11 protein-coding genes are annotated in these 18872 nt (G+C 66.5%); 8 read left to right on the plus strand and 3 right to left on the minus strand.

Annotated features, from left to right (window positions below; all coding sequences use genetic code 11):
* Nucleotides 1-65 precede the first annotated feature (65 nt).
* Nucleotides 66-827 carry a decaprenylphospho-beta-D-erythro-pentofuranosid-2-ulose 2-reductase gene (locus LK459_RS07705; protein WP_227922552.1) on the plus strand — a complete coding sequence of 254 codons (762 nt, stop codon included), beginning with the start codon at nucleotides 66-68 and terminating at the stop codon, nucleotides 825-827.
* A gap of 79 nt (nucleotides 828-906) precedes the next feature.
* Here LK459_RS07705 and LK459_RS07710 read toward each other — a convergent pair whose 3' ends face one another.
* Nucleotides 907-1599 carry a lysophospholipid acyltransferase family protein gene (locus LK459_RS07710; RefSeq protein WP_227922553.1) on the minus strand — a complete coding sequence of 231 codons (693 nt, stop codon included), beginning with the start codon at nucleotides 1597-1599 and terminating at the stop codon, nucleotides 907-909.
* Between the two features lie 36 nt (nucleotides 1600-1635).
* Between LK459_RS07710 and LK459_RS07715 the strand changes: the two genes are divergently transcribed.
* The 4 genes from LK459_RS07715 (at nucleotide 1636) to LK459_RS07730 (ending at nucleotide 6999) form a co-directional block, all read left to right on the plus strand.
* Complete coding sequence (locus tag LK459_RS07715) at nucleotides 1636-2190, plus strand: TetR/AcrR family transcriptional regulator (RefSeq protein WP_227922555.1); 555 nt, start codon at nucleotides 1636-1638, stop codon at nucleotides 2188-2190.
* 277 nt (nucleotides 2191-2467) lie between these two features.
* Nucleotides 2468-4159 carry an HNH endonuclease signature motif containing protein gene (locus LK459_RS07720; protein ID WP_227922556.1) on the plus strand — a complete coding sequence of 564 codons (1692 nt, stop codon included), beginning with the start codon at nucleotides 2468-2470 and terminating at the stop codon, nucleotides 4157-4159.
* 93 nt (nucleotides 4160-4252) lie between these two features.
* Nucleotides 4253-6250: a galactan 5-O-arabinofuranosyltransferase gene (locus tag LK459_RS07725; RefSeq protein WP_227922558.1), complete on the plus strand. Its 1998-nt coding sequence runs from the start codon at nucleotides 4253-4255 to the stop codon at nucleotides 6248-6250.
* Complete coding sequence (locus LK459_RS07730; protein WP_227922559.1) at nucleotides 6247-6999, plus strand: MBL fold metallo-hydrolase; 753 nt, start codon at nucleotides 6247-6249, stop codon at nucleotides 6997-6999. The genes LK459_RS07725 and LK459_RS07730 overlap by 4 nt, the downstream gene beginning before the upstream one ends.
* A 182-nt stretch (nucleotides 7000-7181) precedes the next feature.
* Here the strand turns inward: LK459_RS07730 and LK459_RS07735 are convergent, their stop codons facing one another.
* On the minus strand, nucleotides 7182-8060 hold the full coding sequence (locus LK459_RS07735; protein ID WP_227922561.1) for an SAM-dependent methyltransferase: 879 nt from the start codon (nucleotides 8058-8060) through the stop codon (nucleotides 7182-7184).
* Nucleotides 8060-8521: a type II 3-dehydroquinate dehydratase gene (aroQ, locus tag LK459_RS07740; protein WP_007238254.1), complete on the minus strand. Its 462-nt coding sequence runs from the start codon at nucleotides 8519-8521 to the stop codon at nucleotides 8060-8062. The genes LK459_RS07735 and aroQ overlap by 1 nt, the downstream gene beginning before the upstream one ends.
* Before the next feature lie 119 nt (nucleotides 8522-8640).
* Here aroQ and LK459_RS07745 point away from each other — a divergent pair, with 119 nt between their 5' ends.
* The 3 genes from LK459_RS07745 (at nucleotide 8641) to LK459_RS07755 (ending at nucleotide 18812) form a co-directional block, all read left to right on the plus strand.
* A complete protein-coding gene (locus tag LK459_RS07745; RefSeq protein WP_227922562.1) occupies nucleotides 8641-12039 on the plus strand; it encodes an arabinosyltransferase domain-containing protein in 3399 nt (1132 codons plus the stop codon).
* Between the two features lie 61 nt (nucleotides 12040-12100).
* On the plus strand, nucleotides 12101-15463 hold the full coding sequence (locus LK459_RS07750) for an arabinosyltransferase domain-containing protein (RefSeq protein WP_407648746.1): 3363 nt from the start codon (nucleotides 12101-12103) through the stop codon (nucleotides 15461-15463).
* Nucleotides 15464-15503: 40 nt separating this feature from the next.
* The gene (locus tag LK459_RS07755) at nucleotides 15504-18812 is read left to right on the plus strand and encodes an arabinosyltransferase domain-containing protein (protein ID WP_227923621.1); all 3309 of its coding nucleotides are present in this window, start codon (nucleotides 15504-15506) and stop codon (nucleotides 18810-18812) included.
* Nucleotides 18813-18872: the final 60 nt, after the last annotated feature.

The following is an 18872-nucleotide window of genomic DNA, read 5'->3' on the forward strand; positions in this document are numbered from 1 at the left end:
AGCACGGTGCCGGTCCTACGTCCAGACCACCACCAACTTCTGACCCATCCGAGGAGACACCACCCATGTTCAACGCCGTCGATGCGCCGCAATCGATCCTGATCCTCGGTGGCAGCTCCGAGATCGGGCTCGCCATCGCGTCCGAGTTCTTGCAGCGCGGCCCGGCGCGGGTGATCCTCGCCGTCGTACCGGGTGATCCGACCGCCGACGCCGCAGCCGACACCATGCGCAAGGCGGGTGCGACCTCCGTCGAACTCATCGACTACGACGCCACGAAGCCCGAGACGCATCCCGAGACCATCGAAAAGGCTTTCGCCGGAGGCGATGTGGACCTGTCGATCGTCGCCGCGGGCGTGCAGTTCGACGACGAGCAGGTCTGGCAGGACCAGCAGAAAGCAGTCACCGAGGTCACCATCAACTACACCGCAGCGGTCAGCGTCGGTGTACTGCTGGGCCAGAAGCTCAAGCATCAGGGCCGGGCACAGATCGTTGCGATGAGTTCGGTTGCGGGCGAGCGCGTTCGACGCAGCAATTTCGTGTACGGATCGTCGAAAGCAGGACTCGACGGCTTCTACCTCGGTCTCGGCGAAGCACTGGCCGATGACGGCGTGCACGTCCTGGTCGTCCGTCCCGGCCAGGTGCGCACCCGACTGTCGGCGAACGTCAAGGAAGCGCCCCTGACCGTCAACAAGGACGTCGTCGCCAAGGCCGTCATCAAGGCCGTCGACGAGAACAAGGAAATCATCTGGGTGCCGGGCACTTTCCGCTTCATCATGACCGTGCTCCGCCACATCCCACGCAAGGTGTTCCGCAAGCTGCCGGTGTAATTCGACGCCGCGTCATCCTCACCATTCCGTCCCGCTCAGCCGACTCGGCGAGCGGGACGGAGTTGTTTGGGGGTGGCAATCACGCGGCGTCGGAGCGCTCGCCGTGCAAGCCCCATTGGCGCGCATAGGAATTGACAAGCGGCTGCCCGGTTCTGGTCGCAATTGTCCGCATCAAGTCGTCGGTCGCCGCTCTGACGCCGAGTGCCCCGTCGGCACGGTAGTCGTCTAGTTCCATCGGTTCGAGGATCTCGATGCGTACCCTTCTCCTCCACCATGGCCGACTCCCGGGTCTGGTACCCGTGATCGCGACGGGTATCAATGGTGCGCCCGTGTCCATAGCGACTCGAACAGCCCCCGTCCGGCCACGGTAGAGCCGACCGTCAGGGGATCGTGTGCCTTCGGGGTGGATTCCCCACGCGCCACCGTAAGCCAGAATCGATCTGGCAGCCTCCAATGCCAACGACGACGCGTTTCCGCCTCGACGGTCAACGCTTATCTGCCCGACGGCACTGAAGAACACGCGTTGCATCCATCCGAAAACACCTGACCTGTCGAAGTATTCGCGCTTAGCGAGAAACGCAACATGTCGCCGTGCGGCGAGCGTCAGATAGAACGAATCCAGGACTGCCAGGTGGTTGGCAGCAAGGATCACCGGACCGCGCCGGGGTATGTACTGGCGTCCTGTCACTTCAGGCCGGCCGAGAACGTACAACACGGGCCCGATCACAAGATGTCGGCACACGCGGTACACGACGGGAGTCGACAAGCGCATAGACAGTGTCTACACCAGTTGGGAGACACTGTCTACGTGACGGTCGAAAACACCAGAGCCGCGCTCGTGCGCGCGGGAGTCGAGCTACTCGAGGAAACCGGTTCGCCCGACGTCGGATTGCGCTCAATCGCCAGACGCGCCGGCGTCTCGCATGGCGCGCCGCGACGGTGGTTTCCGACGCATCGCCTGCTCCTGGCCGCGATAGCCGAAGTGGGCCTACAGGACTTGGCCGACGCGCTGGAGTCGGCAGCCCGAGCTTCCGACCACGATCTGGTGGAGATCGGACGCGCCTACGTCGATTTTGCGCGACGTCGACCCGCGATGTTCACACTGATCTTCCGCCATGACCTACTCGAGGACTCGGGGGCAGACCTACGGAGTTCGTCGCGCCCGATCTTCGCCTGGCTCGTGTCGATCGTCGAGAAGTCGGGTGGCACAACCGAACCGGAAGCGGCTGCCGCCTCTATCTGGGTCGCGATACACGGCCTCGCAGTCCTGTTTTCGACCGGCGCACTTGAATTGACGATTCCGGGAGTCGACGTCGTCGACATGATCCGACGCGCCGTGCACAGCAGCGGCGGCTGGCTCTGACACCAGACTTCGTCACATCGTGCACACACGTCAATGAGTCGCAGGCACCCAGCCCGGTAAAGGGATGGCTACGCGGCCTGATGAGACGCGTAGGCCCGACAGGGCATGACGAGGATGGTGAAGTCGCCGTCGACTGCGGATCGGACGATTCTCAGGTCGTTGCCGAGGTTATGACTGGTCTCTTGGGCATCTGGGCTGCGGGAGGAGTCCACTCCCGACGACCACGCCGGATTCGTGACGGGGCAGAATTGTCAGACCTCGAATGTATGTTCTGGTTATGGCACCAGACGAGCCCGCCGATTCCGGGCCTCACGACGCCGCATTAGCGCGGTCGCTAGAGCACACCGGCGTCGAGACTCTGTTGGCGCAGTTAACAGACGACGAGCGTCTCTACTCCCGCGAACTCGTCGAGGTGCTGTTCCAGACCAACGCCCTCAAGGCCTGCGCCGACTACCGCATGCTGCAGGCGGCGATTCTCCTGTACGAGGAGCGCGAAGCCGACTACCTCCATCGCATCGACACCGAAATCGGTTCCGGTGAGGTCACCATCCCCGAAGGCTGCACCGACCCCGAACAACTCGCCGCTCTCCTGACCCGCAAAGGCCAGAACCCGCTGGCGCGATTCGGACCCGACGGTCTGACCACATCGATCGCCGAACTCGGCGCCACCCTGTGCCTGACTCCCGCCCAGGCCAAGAAGATGATCGAAACCGGCGCCGCCCTGCGCTACCGGGTACCCAAGACCGCACAACTGCTCGCCACCGGGCGCATCGACCTCCCCCGCTTCCAGGAGATCGTCGCCCGCACCGACAACGTCGACGACTCCCACCTCGATCCCGTCGACACCGCCCTCGCCACAGCGATCGCAGCGCGAGAACCCATGTCGATGACCAGGTTTCGCGCCATGGTCGACGCCATCGTCGAGCGCGTCGATCCCGACGGCGCAGCGCGGCGTCGTGCCACTGCCACCAGCCGCCGCTACCTCAGAATCCGACCCCACCGCGACGAACCCGGTCAATCACGAATCGACGGTCAACTACCGGCCACCGCGGCAGCCATCCTCGACGCTCGCCTAGAAGCGATGATCGCCGACATACATCTCGACGACCCCCGCACCCGCGCCCAACAACGCGCCGACGCGCTGACCGCACTCGCCCAGGCACTACCCACCCTGCCCTGCGACTGCCCCGACTGCCGCAGCGCGCTCATTCGCCCCCACGCGGAGACCGACACCGGTTCGGCCGACGACGCGGCGCACGACGTCACCGGCGTGACCATCCCCGATGAGCGCGACAGCGCTGTCCCAGCGCCGTCGGACCGTTCTGCACTCGCGCCGAGACCGTTGTTCCACATCGTGATCAACCTGTCGACGGTGCTCGGCCACGACAACGACCCCGCCTTCCTCGACGGCCACGGACTCATCGACGCCGACACCGCCCGCACGCTCCTCGCCGAAGCCCGGCGTAACTACATCCACCCCGACCACGAGAACTCCGCCCGCGCAGCCCTGCGCTACCCCATCCCCAAGAAGCTCGCCGCGCTGGTCAAGGCCAGTGAGTTGTGCTGCGCGTTCCCGGGCTGCACCAACAAGGTCTTCTCGGCCGACATCGACCACCGGAAACCGTTCAACCACGCCCGGCCAGCGTCCGGTGGCCTGACGGTACGTCGGAACCTGCGGCCGCTGTGCCGCTTCCATCACCGCCACAAGACTTTCGCCGTCGGGTGGCGCGATCATCAGACACCCATGGGACGCGCCGTGTTCGTCTCCCCCGACGGCTATCACTTCCTCGGCAACGCCTACAGTGGCCGCGACCTCTTCCCCGCCATCGGCGAACCCGACCGTCCACCAGACACACGCGTACCGCGACGACTCGCGACCGCCCACACCGCACGCATCGACCAAGCACGCGCCGACACCCACGCCAGGCTCCTCGCCAACGACCACTTCACCGGCGACCCGCCTTACTGAACCTGCCACACCAGGACGCCTGCCCCCAGACTTGGTCTCGGGGGCTGGCCGTCGTGCCCGACGCATATCGGGACCCCTGCTAGAAATAGACGCGTGACGTCAACGCAGAGCCCGGCCATCGACGACTCCGGTCCACAGGTCTCCGGGACTCCGCAGCGTCGGGTGAGCCGGCACGTCCGCACCCTGATCGACCTCGTGTTCGCGGTGATCGTCGCCGCGATCGTCGCCTTCGTCGGCCTCAAGGCCATCGATTCGGTGCAGTGGCCTGCGTTCAACTCCTCGAATGTCACCCGCGCGCTGACGACGACGGGCCAGGTGGTGGCTGTCGTCATTCTGGTGGTTGCGGCACTGTTGTATCGCTACGGCAGGCCACGGTGGGTGGTGACGCTGCTGTCGACCGTCGGGATCTCCGGCCTCGTGACCGTCACCCTCGGCATGCCGCTGGGCGCCACCCGCCTCTATCTCTTCGGATTGTCCGCCGACCAGCAGTTTCGCACCGAGTACCTCACCCGACTGACCAGCAGTCCGCGTCTGGCGGACATGACCTATCTGCACCTCGCGCCCTACTACCCGGCCGGATGGTTCTGGGGTGGCGGTCGCTATGCGTCACTGATGGGGATGCCTGGCTGGGAGGCGTTCAAGCCATGGGCGATCCTGTCCATGGCCGTGGCTGCCGCGGTCGGAGTGGTCCTGTGGGCTCGGATGGTGCGCACCGACAGGGGCATTGCGGCGGCACTCGCCGTCACCATCGTGACCCTGATGTATGCCGGACCCGAACCCTACGCAGCCGTTCTCATCCTGATCGGCGTCCCGATGCTGATCCCGATGCTCTATGGCCTGCGCGGACGTTCGCGCCACGCCGACGGCCCGACGTCGGATCTGCGAGGAGGCACCAGCTGGGCAGCCGTCATCGCCACCGGCCTCTTCCTCGGGCTGAGTGCCACGTTCTACACGCTGTACACCGGCTTGTTCGCGGGTGTTGCGATCCTCATGGCAGTGGCGTTGATCGTGCAGGGTTGGGTTGGAGCGTCGAACAAGGCACTGCCTCGCGACGTCGTGTCGAACACCCGACGCCGCACGACGCTGGCAATCCTCGGGCGCCTCGTCGTGATGGGAGTGATCGCGGGTCTCGTCGCCCTGACGGTGTGGGCGCCCTACCTTCTCGCGCGTGCACGTAGCCAACCCGCCAGCGGCGGAACAGCCGAACACTATCTACCGGAACGCGGTTCGTTCCTACCGTGGCCGATGTTCCACCTCAGCCTCGTGGGGGCGATCACCTTCGTCGGCCTCGTCTGGATCCTGCTGCGCTTCCGCCAACGAACGATCGCGGCGGCACTCGGGATCACCGTCATCGGCATCTACCTGATGAGTTTGCTGTCAATGCTTGCGACGGCAGCGGGTACGACGCTTCTCGGTTTCCGACTCGAGCCCATCCTCGTCGCGGTACTCGCCGCAGCGGGAGTATTCGGGGTCGTCGAACTCGCACACTGGGCCGTCAGCAGGTTCGGTGATGTCCGTACCGTGATCGGCATTCTCGCCGCACTCGCAGCGATCGCGGTGGCACAAAGCATCCCCGCATATCTTTCCAACGAGATCGCCACCGCCTACACCGACACGGACGGCTACGGCGACCGTGCAGACAAGCGACCAGCAGGTGCTGAGTCCTACTACCCACAGCTCGACAAACTCATCAGCGAGCAGACCGGCCGCCCGGCCACAGACAACGTCGTTCTCACCGCCGATTACGGCTTCCTCTCCGTCTACCCGTACTGGGGCTTCCAGGGATTGACCTCGCACTACGCAAACCCGTTGGCGGAGTTCGACAAACGAGCAGCCACGATCGAGACGTGGTCCAAGGCGACATCAGCTGACGATCTGGTCCATCAGCTCGACACCGCTCCATGGACACCGCCGAACGTCTTCCTGTTCCGGTATTCGGCAGACGGCTACGCACTGCGACTGGCCCAGGACGTCTACCCCAACGACCCGAACGTGAAGCGCTACACCGTGACCTTCGACCCCAATCTGTTTAACGACCCCCGATTCCAGATCACAGACGTCGGACCCTTCGTTCTCGTGGTCCGCAGGTGAGCACCTTCGAGATCAGCAAGGTCGACGCCGCATCGTCGACCGCCTACCTGGTGCACACAACTGGGGTGAATTGGGTCATCCTGCAAGATGATTCGGGTATCACCCTGATCGACGGCGGGTACCCGGGCAATGTCGACGACGTGATCGGATCGATCGAGCAGATCGGAGCACGTCCGTCCGACCTCCGTGCTTCCCTGCTCACCCATGCCCACGTCGACCACCTCGGCGGACTACAGAAGTTGCTGCAGCGCTTCGACTTTCCCGTGTACGCCGATCCCGACGAGGTCGCCCACGCCCACCGTGACCGCCTGCAGCAGGCAGGACCCCTCGACATCGCTGCCGTCGCCTGGAGTCCGCGCACGTGGCGCTGGCTGGCGATGGTCGCACCGCTTGGCGTGCTGAGCCGAACCGGGATCGATACCGCACAGTCATTCCCGACGGCCGGCGCACTCGACCTTCCGGGCCTGCCGCGCCCGGTGAGCGCACACGGGCATACCGATGGACACAGCGCGTTTCTCGTCGCCGACGGCGAAGTACTGGTCTCCGGCGACGCACTGATCAGCGGTCACCCGCTCTCCGGACACCGCGGACCGCAACTACTCCCGAGATTCTTCAACCACGACGACGCAGCAACCAGGCGGAGCGTCGAGACATATGCAGAGCTGACGGCGACGGTTCTGTTCCCCGGCCACGGCCCGCGCCTCGACGGTCCGATCGCAGATCTGGCCCACGCCGCTCTGGCGCGCTGAGCGGTCCGTCGGCGGTGCCCTCGCCGAAAAAACCGGTGCCCTCGCCGCAAAACCCGGTGCCGTCGCCGCGAAACCCGGTGCCCTCGCCGCGAAATACGGTGCCGTCGCCGCAAAACCCGGTGCCGTCGCCGCAAAACCCGGTGCCGTCGCCGCAAAACCCGGTGCCCTCGGGCTCCGGCACCTCAGGAGCGGTCGATCGTCCCGTGGCCGCGTTGGCGTCGCACGCCCGACAGGAGCGTCCCGGACTGTTCGGAACCGGTCGGCTCCGCGGACTCCCCGGAACTCGACCGGCTCGACGACCTCCCACGCGCGGCAAGAACCTCCCCTGCCGTCGTGACCTCGCAGTTCCACCCAGCGGCGTCGAGCATCGACGCGATGTCGGCATCGCTACGCCAGAGCGCGCGCACGTCGGCGAACGGGTCGTTCGCGGCAGGCGGTGCTGTCCGTCGTGAACGAACCGTCACGCCGATCCGCGAGCCGGACTCCGCAGCAGCCGTAGTCCCCTCGATCACGCGCTTCACCATGTCATCCGAGAGGTAGACGAACAGTCCCTCGGCGAGCCACGCCGACGGCAGGTCAGCTCGGAAACCCTTGTCCTGCAGAGCGCGAAGCCAGTCGTCGGCGAGATCGCAGGCGACGACCCGACGCTCGACCGTCGGCTCGAGCCCCGACTGCGCGACCAGATCTGCCTTCACCTCGGTCACCGACGGCCTGTCGACCTCGAACAGCTTCGCCCGCGAGCCGAGATCGAGCCGGAAACCCCGACCGTCCAGCCCTGAGCCGAGTATCACGAACTGCGTGATGCCGTCGGCCACCGCACTCGTGAACACATCGTCGAGAAACAGCGTGCGCGCCACGATCCAGTGGTACATCGACCGCATCTCGGCCGAACCAGCGCCGTGTACGACATCGCGTCCGCCGAACTCCTCGGACCGCGGTCGGATCCGTGCGATCGCCTCGGCCAGGGGATCACGGAAGAGCGAATCGTCTCTCGACGACTCGACCGCCCGAGCCCACGCGACGCCCAGCGCGGTCTGTCCGACGTCGTCGAGATCAGCCATCAGCCGAGAACCTCCACCAGGCGTCGAATCGCAAACTCATAGCCACGGATGCCGCATCCGACCACGATCCCGGACGCCAGCGGCGACACGTAGGAGTGGTGCCGGAATGCCTCACGCTGGTGCACGTTGCTGATGTGGACCTCGATGATCGGCACCTCCGGGATCACCAGCGCATCCGCCAGCGCGACCGACGTGTGGGTCCACGCCGCAGGGTTGATGACGATCCCACTGATGTTGCCGCGCGCCTCGTGTAGCCAGTCGATCATCTGGCCCTCGTGGTTGGTCTGCGCCGCGCGCAGGCCGTACCCGAGTTCGCCTGCGGTTCGTTCTGCGAGCTCGACGACGTCGGCCAGCGTCGCCGACCCGTACACCTCTGGCTGTCGGATGCCGAGCGTGTTCAGGTTAGGGCCGTTCAGCAACAGAATCGGTGCAGGTTCAGAGCCCGCGGCATCGGTCGACATAGGGCAAGGGTAGTCACGTCACGCAGCGAGCCCACCGCTCCCGCGCCGACACAATGCCGCAGGCACGCGCGCGATGCCGTTGGTCTCGAACGCCGGGACTGCGGTTAGGATCACTGCTTGTGCCATCGCAGACCGTGAGACGAGCGAAACTCATCGCCATCGTCACCGGGCTGCTCGGATTCATCCTGGCTCTGGCCACACCGTTGATGCCGGTCAAGCAGACCACTGCCGAGATCAACTGGCCGTCGAACTCCAGCGTCGAATCCGTCTCGGCGCCGCTCATCTCCTACGTTCCGATCGATCTCGACGTGTCGGTTCCGTGCTCGGCTGTCGACCGTCTGGGCGCCGACGACTCGGTGTTGCTGTCGACGACGCCCAGGCAGGCCAGCAAGTCACCCGAGCGCGGCCTGTTCATCCGACGTACCGGCAACCCCGCGGATCCCCCGGACAAGCAGAGCATCGAAGTCGTCGTCCGTAATGTCCCGCTCGTCTCGGCAACCCTGGCCGACATGCGTTCGCAGGACTGCCGCGACATCGTCGTCCACGCCGACTCCGACGCTGTGACCGCCGAATTCGTCGGCATGACCGCGTCCGCGAGCCAATCCGACTCCGGCAGTACCGCACTGATGGGCACCACCAAGGGCCGGGAATCGCAGACCTACAGCGCTGACCAGCGTCCACAGGTCACCGGACTGTTCACCGACCTGTCGGGGTCGGCCTCGCAAGTGCCCGGCCTACGCGCACACGTGACCATCGACTCGCGCTACTCGACGGCCCCGACGATCCTCAAATGGCTCGTTCTCATCGTCGGCATCGTGTGCACCCTGCTGTCGCTGTCGGCATTGGCGGTCCTCGATTCGACGGACGGCCGCAAGCATCGTCGAATCTTCCCCGCACGCTGGTGGCGACTCAACGCCCGCGACTACGTGGTGATCGGCGCACTGATCATCTGGCATTTCATCGGCCCCAACACCTCCGACGACGGCTATCTGCTCACGATGTCGCGAGTCGCGCAGAACAGCGAGTACACCGCCAACTACTTCCGCTGGTTCGGTGCACCCGAAGCGCCGTTCGGGTGGTACTACGAGGTGTTCGGCCTGATGAGCCACATCTCGTTGGCCAGCCCGTGGGTGCGGATTCCCGCACTACTCTGTGGCATCGCATCCTGGTTGATCGTCAGCCACGAGGTGCTGCCACGACTCGGACGAGCCGCGATAAGTCGGCCGGTCGTCGGCTGGACCGCGGCCTTTGTCTTCCTCGCCTCGTGGTTCCCGTTCGACAACGGTTTGCGGCCGGAGCCGATCATCGCACTCGGCGCCCTCCTGACCTGGTGTTCGGTCGAACGCGCCATCGCGACCGGCCGAATACTCCCCGCAGCCATCGCATGCCTCATCGGCGCGTTCAGCCTCGCTGCAGGCCCCACGGGTCTACTCGCCGTCGCCGCGCTCATCGCCGGTGCCAGGCCCATCATTCTCGCGCTGATCAAACGCGCACGGGCGATAGGCGGTGGGTTCTGGTCATACGCAGCGCTGCTCGCGCCGGTGCTGGCCGCAGGCACGTTCGTGATCTTCGTCGTCTTCTCGAACCTGACGCTGCGCGCCTTCTCCGATTCGTCGAAGATGAAGACCGCGCTCGGACCGTCGGCGCACTGGTACAACGAGATCGACCGGTACTCGTCCCTCTTCGCGTTCTCCGCGGACGGTTCGATCGCCCGACGCTTCGCCGTGCTGGCCATGATCCTCGGCATGGTGGTGTCTGCGGCGGTCCTCATCCGCAAGTCACGCATCCCCGGTACGGCTGTCGGGCCCGCACGACGCATCGTCGGGATCACCTTCGCCTCGCTGGTGTTCCTGATGTTCACACCGACCAAGTGGACGCACCATTTCGGTGTCTTCGCAGGCCTCGCAGCAGCCCTTGCGGCAATCGCGGCCATCGCAGCCAGCAATCAGGCGATGCACTCCCGACGCAACCGCACGTTGTTCGCAGCTCTGGTCCTGTTCATCGCGGGTCTGGCATTCACGGCACCCAACTCCTACTACTACGCCTCCGCGTGGGGCATGCCGTGGGGCGTCGGCCAGGTCAACGTCGGATTCTCACTGAGCAACGCACTGCTCTACGTCTCGCTCCTACTGCTGCTACTCGCGCTCTGGTTCCACTTCCGCGAACCGTTCACGGGGACCGACCCACACGATCCCGACGACATCGCAGACAGCAACACGAGAACCGATGGCACCGGGAACGTCAACGGTGAAGCCTCGCAGGCCGATCGCCGTTGGTACCGCAGAGCTGCCGGATCGGTCGCAGGCGCACCACTGGCCTATGTCGCTGCGGCCGTGGTGATCTTCGAACTCGTCACGGCGGCGTTCGCAGCGGTCAACCAGTCGTCGTCGTTCTCGGTCCCGAGATCCAACATCGAGGCACTCGCCGGCAAGCAGTGCGGCATGGCCGACAAGGTCTGGGTGGAGCGCAATCCCAACGACCACATGCTCTCGCCCGTCGATCCCACCCTGCCGAACCCGCTGGCAGGACCCTCCACGGCGCCGTCCGACGCATCTCGACCCGCGACAACGGGATTCACGTCGACCAGCGTTCCCGACGACCTCACCACGCAGGCCAGCGCCGGATCGTTGGGCGTACTCGCCGGCAACGCGACGTCGACCAACGACGTGCTGACCGCCAACAGCGGCGGCACCGGCGGCGGGGAACTCGCGACCGCCGGCGTGAACGGAAGCCGCGCGCGCCTGCCGTTCATGCTCGACCCGGCCCGCACACCGGTCGAGGGCAGCTATTCGACCACCGATCAGGTACCGGCCAAGCTGACCTCTGCGTGGTATTCGATGCCGGCGGACTACAAGAACCAGCCGTTGCTGAGCTTCTCGGTAGCCGGACGTTACGACAATCCAAACCTGCTGCTGGAGTACACAACCGATCCGATCACGTCGACGACGCGCGACGGCGATCTGAAGGTGACCGGCGAGACCGAGATGATCGACCCGGGCCCGCAGCCGTCGTGGCGCAACGTCCGTATCACGACGTCGTCGCTCCCCGACGACATCACCGCCGTGCGGATCGTCGCCAACGACGACAATCTCTCTGCTGACCGTTTCATCGTGGTGACCCCACCCCGACTGCCTCACATGCAGACCCTGCAGGAGGTCGTCGGCAGCGAGGACCCGGTCCATGTCGACTGGACGTCGGGACTGGTGTTCCCGTGCCAGCGGCCGTTCACCCATCACTACGGGGTCGCCGAGATCCCGAAGTGGCGGATCAGGCCCGGCGCCGACCTCGCCGCCGCGGTCTCGGCGTGGCAGGACTCCTACGGCGGCGGGCCGCTCGGCTGGCTCGAGGTGTCGCAGGAACCGGAAACCGTGGCGACCTACCTGAAGGACGACATCGGTCGTGACTGGGGAGCGCTCGAGCGCTATCACCCGTACGGCGACGTGACCACCCCCGCGCCGATCACCACCGGCACCGCGACACGCAGCGGATTGTGGAGTCCCGCACCGATCCGCCACTGAGCGTCGCGCGCCTGCGACACCACGGCCGACCGCCCGCTCTGATCGCCTAACATCAGTGATCGTGCCTGCGACAGCCCCGCCAGTCGAGTCCGATGCTCAGCCACCGGCCGACGAGTCGACGACGGCCCCGCACCGCACACTTCGACTCGTCGCCACCGTCTCGGGACTGCTCGGCGCGGTGCTGTGTGTGCTGGTCGGGTTCCTGCCCGTCCACAGCACCGACGCGTCGTTCTCCTGGCCGCAGGGCCAGCAACTCGCGTCGACGACCTCGTCGGTGACCGCCCCACTGATCGCGCAGACCTCACAGTCACTCGACGTCCGGATACCCTGCTCGGTTCTCGCCGACGCACCGCCGGGACGTTCGACGCTGATCCTTTCGACGATGGCTGTCTCCGCGCAGGACTCCAAGGCCTCGGCGCTCTACGTCACCGCGGGCGACGCCGTGACCGCGACTTTCCGCAACAGTGTCGCGGCGTCCGCACCTCGAAGCGACCTGGGACGCTGTTCGACGCTGCACGTCTGGTCATCACCGAGCGGGCCCGGCGCCCAGTTCGTCGGTCTCGGGGAGGCGCGCAGCCTCGACCCCGACAAGCGCCCCCAGATCGACGGCGTATTCAGCGACCTCACTCCGGAGCAGGCGCGTGCCGCCGGTGAGTCGGGTATGCGGGTGGACATCCGCATCGACAATCGATACGAGAGTTCCCCGTCGGCACTCAAAACGATCGTGATGGTCGTCGCGGTGCTCGCCGTGGTCGTCGCCCTCACGGCCCTGTTCCTCCTCGACCGCGTGGGCGACGTGCGGCGCCGACCCCGCCGGCGGACGAGTTGGCTCAGGCTCCTGCGTCCGCGCGCCACCGACCTCACGGTGACCGCGGTGCTGGTGATCTGGTTGTTCCTCGGCGCGGGCAGCCCCGACGACGGATACATCCTGAACATGGGCCGCACCGCGTCGTCCTTCGGCTACCTCGCGAACTACTACCGCTGGTACGACATCCCCGAGGCGCCGTTCGACTGGTACTACTCGTTCCTGGCCCACTGGTCGTCGATCTCCCCGTCGATCCTCTGGATGCACATACCGGCGCTGGTCGCCGGACTCGCGTCGTGGTTCGTACTCAGCCGGGTCCTGCTGCCACGCCTGGGTTCCGCTGTGCGCGGCAGCGGGTGGGCGCAGTGGTCTGCGGCGCTCGTCTTCACCGCGTTCTGGCTCCCGTTCTGCTCGGGGCTGCGACCCGAAGGGATCATCGTCCTCGGGTCGCTGCTGACCTGGTGGGCGGCCGAAGATGCATTGGCTACTCGACGCCTGTTCCCCGCCGCCCTCGCAGCGGGGTTCGCGACGCTCACCCTTGCCCTTGCGCCACAGGGCATCATCGCGGTGGCGATCCTCATCGCGTCGTCACGCGCCCTGCTGCACGTCGTACTCGTGCGCAGACGCTCGACGGGTCTGCTGCCGCTCGCCGCGCCGATCGCTGCCGCCGGACTGCTGGTACTGGTCGTGGTGTTCCGCGACCAGACCGTCGCGACCGTCGTCGAAGCGATCCGCATCCGCTACGTCGTCGGACCGGTGATCGGGTGGTATCAGGAGTATCTGCGCTACTACTTCATCTCCGTCGTCACCGACGACGGCGCGCTGACACGTCGCGTGCCCGTTCTGCTGCTGCTGGCGGGAATGGTCGTCGCCGTCGCGGTCATGTTGCGGCGCGGGCGGATCGCGGGCGTGCATGCCGGGCCGACGTGGCGCCTGATCGGTGCCATCGGTGTGACGCTCGTGCTGTTCGCGTTCATTCCGACGAAGTGGACGATCCAGTTCGGCGTGTTCGCCGGCCTCGCCGCGGCGATCGCGGCCATCGCGACTCTGGCAGTGGCGCAATCGGCTGCGCGGTCGGCCCGTAACCTGACGGTCTTCGTCTCCGGACTGTTCTTCGCGCTCGCCGCTGCGATGGCGGGTTACAACGCCTGGCCGTTCGCGTACGAATACGGCATCTCGTGGTTCGACCGCGCACCGATCATCGCGGGGCGACCGGTCTCCACGCTGTTCCTCATCCTCGCCGTCATCGCCGCCGCACTCGCCGTATGGCAGCACCTTCGCCTCGACTACGTTGCGAACAAGGGACTCTCACACACCACAGACGGGCCGGGCGAGACACGAGCGGATCGCCGACGTCTGTTCCTCGCGTCGTCACCCATCGCGCTCGTCGCCGGCCTCATGGTGATCGCCGAGCTACTGGTGTTCGCCAAGGCCGCCGTATCCCGCTACCCGGCGACCACCGTGTTCGCCGAGAACGTGAACACGGTGCGCGGCAACGCCTGTGGCATGGCCGACGACGTGCTCGTCGAGTCAGATCCCAACACCGGGATGTTGCGGCCCGCAGACGGGAAGTCGGCGACGCAGGCGCTGTCGGGCGCACCGACCGGCCCGGATGCTGCTGTCGGCTTCTCCCCCGACGGGATTCCCGACGATCTTTCTCCCGAACCGGGCAGCCAGCGACCCGGACAGATGAACGTGGCAGCAAGTCCCGCACGACCATTCGCGATCACCGGCGGGCTCGGCGCCGGCACAACCGGCGGCCGGGGCCCCGAGACCGTCAACGGTTCGACTGTCGCACTGCCCTACGGACTCGATCCGGCAACCACGCCCGTCCTCGGCAGTTATGGCTACCCGGGCGAAGCACGACTGACCACCGACTGGTACGACCTGCCGACCGATCGCGCTGCGACACCGCTACTCGTCGTCTCCGCAGCGGGCGCGATCTCGACCGTCGACACGTTCGGCGTCACCAACTTCGGACAGAAACTCGTCGTCCAGTTCGGCACCAGGGGTCCCGACGGCTCGTTCAGCCAGATCGGCCCCGACGTCTTGCCCATCGACCCGGGACCGGTGATCTCCAATCGCCCCTGGCGCAACCTGCGGGTACCGATCGGCGCAGCACCCCCGCGTGCCACTGCGATGCGAATGTCGTTGCTGGACAACAACCTCGGTCAGTATCAGTTCATCGGCATCACTCCTCCGCGCGCACCGCGCCTGCAGACGCTGCAGCAGGTGGTCGGAACGCAGAGCCCCACCCTGATCGATTTCATGGTCGCGGCGCACTTCCCCTGCCAGCGGCCGATGATGGTCACCAACGGTGTCGCGGAGATCCCCCGCTGGCGCATCCTGCCCGACTACCCCTTCGCCAATTCGCAGTCCAAGACGTGGCAGGCAGGCGTCGACGGCGGCCTGCTGGGCATCTCGGAGACGACGACGTCGGCGCAAGCGGTTCCGACCTACCTCAAGGACGACTGGGCCCGGGAATGGGGTGCGCTGGAACGACTCTCGCCGCTGGTTCCCGACGCACCGTCCGCGCGCGTACAGACCTCGCAAGCGACCCGTTGGGGTTGGTCACACGAAGGTTCGATCAGGGTGGAGCCACAATCCGATGACAACTGATCCCACCGCCCCGAGCACCGATGTGCCTCGCGCCGACGACATGTCGACTCCTCGTCGGACACGCAACCACCGTCCGGCCCAGATCGTCGCCGCTGTGGCGGGCATCCTCGGCTTCCTGCTCGCCGTCGCCACTCCGCTGCTGCCGGTGAACCAATCGACCGCGGCACTGACCTGGCCACAGGGCGAGGGTGTCGGAAACGTCGCGGCCCCGCTCGTCGCGTTCGTCCCCGTCGACATGGACCTCACCGTTCCGTGCTCGCTCGCGCGCGACCTGCCCGCATCCGGCGGCATCCTGATGGCCACGACACCGGCGGGCGGGCAGGACGCCAGCGCACGCGGGTTGTTCGTCCGTGCCGATGCGTCGACGCTCACCGTCACCGACCGCGACGTCGTGATCCTCTCGACCGAACGCGCAGCCGCCCAGGACAATCCGTCCTGCAGGGTCGTCTTCCGCGCGAGCGAGAGCGGCGTCGACGCCAGGATCGAGGGCGTGCCGAGCACGCCGGGTGGCCTGCTCACGTACTCGACTCCCGACCACGAGATGCGCCCGCAGATCGTCGGCGTCTACACCGATCTGCCCTCGTCGGCGTCCCGCGACGGACTTTCGATGCACGCGACGATCGACACCAGGTACGTGAGTTCCCCGACGCTACTCAAGCGTGCTGCGATCGTCGTCGGCATCATCGCGACCTTGCTGTCGCTGATCGCGCTCGGCGTTCTCGATTCGCGGGATGGCCGGGGCCACCGCAGGTTTTTGCCCTCGGGCTGGTTCACCATCCGGGGCCCCGACATCGCGGTGTTCGTGATCCTCGCGTTCTGGTGGCTGGCGGGCGCCAACACGTCCGACGACGGCTACAACTTCATCGTCGGTCGTATCACCGGCGATGCGGGATATGCCGACAACTATTTCCGCTATTTCGGTGTGCCGCAGGACCCGTTCGGCTGGCATTTCCAGGTGATCGCGGCGATGACGCACGTCAGCCTCGCCACACCGTGGATGCGTCTACCCGCATTCCTCCTCGGCCTGCTCGGCTGGTGGTTGATCTCGCGTGAGGTGATTCCGCGGCTCGGTCGCGCTGTGCGCACCAGCACCCCCGCCGTGTGGTCGGCAGCATTCGTCTACCTCGCACTGTGGTTGCCGTACAACAACGGTCTGCGTCCTGAGCCGGCCGAAGCGGTCGGCGCACTGCTGACGTGGTGCTGCGTCGAACGCGCCATCGCGACACGCAGACTGCTGCCGTACGCGGTGGCCGTCGCCGTCGCCGCATTCACCCTCGCACTGGCGCCCGGCGGCCTCATGGCCGTTGCCGCGCTGCTCGCAGGCATCCGACCCATCGTGCGCACGGTCGTGACGCGGCGCAGACGCGACGGGTTGCTCCCGATGCTCGCGCCCATCGTGGCCGCGGGCACCCTCGTGCTGTTCGAGATCTTCGCCGACCAGCCGCTCGCCCCGCTCATCGCCGGCAACAAGGTGGCCACCGACGTCGGCCCGACACTCGAGTGGTGGCAGGAACCGATCCGGTACTACTACCTGATCCTGCCCACCGCGGACGGAACGCTCGCACGCCGCTACGGGGTGCTGATCATGATCTTGTGCCTCGTGGTCGTCCTGCTCCGATTGTTGCGCAAGCAGCACCCCAACGGCATTGCGCGCGCACCGATCTGGCGCCTGATCGCCGTCACGCTCGGCACGATGTTCTTCATCGCGTTCACCCCGACCAAGTGGACACACCACTTCGGTGTGTACGCCGGAATCGCCGGCGGCCTCGCCGCGGCAGCAGGGGCGATGATGGCTCCGGCCATCCTGCGCTCACGGCGCAACCGCGCATTCTTCGCTGCCGCCGTGCTCGCGGTCACCGGAATCTCGTTCGCGGGGACCAACGGCTGGTGGTTCGTCGGCAGCTACGGCATCCCGTGGTGGGATCGACCACCGTCGATCGGTGGGGTCGACCTGTGGTGGTTCTTCCTCGTCGCCGCTGTGCTCACCGCCGCGGCCGGCCTGTGGTTCCACCTGCGCGACGACTACACCGACGAGCAGACACGCACCGGTCACTCCGATCGCTGGTACAGCAAGCTGAAGTTCTCACCGCTGCCGGTCATCTCGATGCTGATGGTGCTGTTCATGGTGGCGTCCTTCGCGAAAGCCGCGTATGTGCAACGTGATTCGTGGTCGTGGTTGAACTCCAACGCCAGGGCACTGACGGGCAACGAATGCGGACTGGCCAACGACGTTCTCGTCGAGGCCGACGCCAACGCGGGGATGCTCGCACCCGCAGCCGTCGAGGGACGACCGGCACCGAACGTCTCCGACGCTCTTACAGGCGCCGGGAGCGCGGGTTTCACGCCGAATGGCGTGGCGAACAAGCTGTCCGTCGACGCCACCGAGGACACGGACTCCACGTCGGGCTCGTCGGGCGCGGTGAGCTCTGCCCCGACGACTTCCGCACCGACCGATGCGGGCGCCGACGACCGCAACCAGGCAACCGATGCCTCCCAGGGCGGTACCGAGGGCGGTCAGGGCACACGCGGCGTCAACGGCTCGACGGTGCGTCTACCGTTCGGCCTCGATCCGGCAACGACCCCGGTTCTCGGTTCGTACGGCGCGCCGTCGGGCACGGGCTCGGTGACCACCGATTGGTATCAGATGCCTGCGCGTAGCGCCGAGAAGCCGCTTCTCACGATCGCCGTTGCGGGCTCGGTGGACGCCGTCGACGGTGACGGGCTGCGGACCGACGGACAGGACGTGACGGTCGAGTTCGCGCGCACCGGAGCCGGGGGTGCCGTGCAGCCGATCGGGTCGATGTCGCCACTCGACGTCGGGACCGCCCCGACCTGGCGCAACCTACGTTTCCCCTTGGCCGACGCTCCCGCACAGGCGACGCTCGCGCGGATCGTCGTACGGGACACCTCGGGAGCGCCATCGGAGTGGGTGGCCTTCACGCCGCCGCGGGTGCCGACACTTCGCACGCTCAACGACGTCGTCGGGACGACCGATCCGGTCTTCATCGACTGGGTGTCTGGCCTGGTGTTCCCATGCCAGCAGCCGATGAAGGTTCGCAACGGCGTGATGCAGGTGCCGCGCTGGCGCATCATGCCCGACGCAGAGGCCACTCAGAAGAACAGTCAGACGTGGATGTCCGGAACGGCCGGCGGGCCACTGGGCATCACCGAGGCGATGCTCGTCCCCACCCTGCTACCCACCTACCTGCGCAACAACTGGGGTCGTGACTGGGGCGGACTGCAACGATTCACCGAGGTCGACCCAGCGCCTCCCGCACACCTCGACCTCGGTACTGCCCGCCGGTCGGGACTGTGGGACCCGGGGCCGATCCGCTCGAGCGGGTACTGATCACACGGACCGTCGGCGGCTGAGGGCACCATCACCTTGCTTGCGCAGACGCCGTGGATG

Source organism: Gordonia otitidis, assembly GCF_020735545.1.
Lineage (GTDB): Bacteria > Actinomycetota > Actinomycetes > Mycobacteriales > Mycobacteriaceae > Gordonia > Gordonia otitidis.

Coding starts and splice junctions, on each gene's coding strand:
- LK459_RS07755 (WP_227923621.1), top strand. CDS start 15,504: ATGTCGACTCCTCGTCGGACACGCAACCACCGTCCGGCCCAGATCGTC.
- LK459_RS07705 (WP_227922552.1), top strand. CDS start 66: ATGTTCAACGCCGTCGATGCGCCGCAATCGATCCTGATCCTCGGTGGC.
- LK459_RS07720 (WP_227922556.1), top strand. CDS start 2,468: ATGGCACCAGACGAGCCCGCCGATTCCGGGCCTCACGACGCCGCATTA.
- LK459_RS07710 (WP_227922553.1), bottom strand. CDS start 1,599: ATGCGCTTGTCGACTCCCGTCGTGTACCGCGTGTGCCGACATCTTGTG.
- aroQ (WP_007238254.1), bottom strand. CDS start 8,521: ATGTCGACCGATGCCGCGGGCTCTGAACCTGCACCGATTCTGTTGCTG.
- LK459_RS07735 (WP_227922561.1), bottom strand. CDS start 8,060: ATGGCTGATCTCGACGACGTCGGACAGACCGCGCTGGGCGTCGCGTGG.